This window comes from Methanococcoides seepicolus (genome assembly GCF_023684405.1).
GTDB lineage: Archaea > Halobacteriota > Methanosarcinia > Methanosarcinales > Methanosarcinaceae > Methanococcoides > Methanococcoides seepicolus.
Genome location: NZ_JAGSOI010000080.1, coordinates 8,230 through 8,623, shown reverse-complemented (window position 1 = coordinate 8,623; position 394 = coordinate 8,230). Strand labels below are relative to the sequence as shown.

Annotated in this window: 1 protein-coding gene; it reads left to right on the top strand. The window is 40.1% G+C overall.

Annotated elements, in window-relative coordinates; genetic code table 11:
* A partial coding sequence (locus KDK67_RS14685) for a hypothetical protein (RefSeq protein WP_250869211.1) occupies positions 1–394 on the top strand: 394 nt, incomplete at both ends.

Below are 394 nucleotides of genomic sequence, written 5' to 3'. Positions count from 1 at the left end.
TATCGTCGATAACTACGGGAAATCCATAGACGACAAGAGAGATATCATCGAGATGATACAGGCAAAAGCAAGTACCATCGAACAAAACCAGTACATGAGCCTGTGTTTTATCAGCAGTTCATGGGATCAAAACATAAAGGACTGGGCAAGGACATATTCACATCAGAGACTGGGATTTTTCATCTACGATCTGGAGGAAGACGATCTTGTATACAATGAAACTGATGAAAATAACCGGAAATTTGCATTCTGGCATTCCACAAATGGAACCCGGACTAAATTGACACAGATCGTGGATCAACTCATTGAAGATGAAGAGTACTTTGACCTCAATGATGTTATGGAACATTCCGGGCTTAACTTAAGAGGAGCTAAAAAATTCATAGATAGCCTC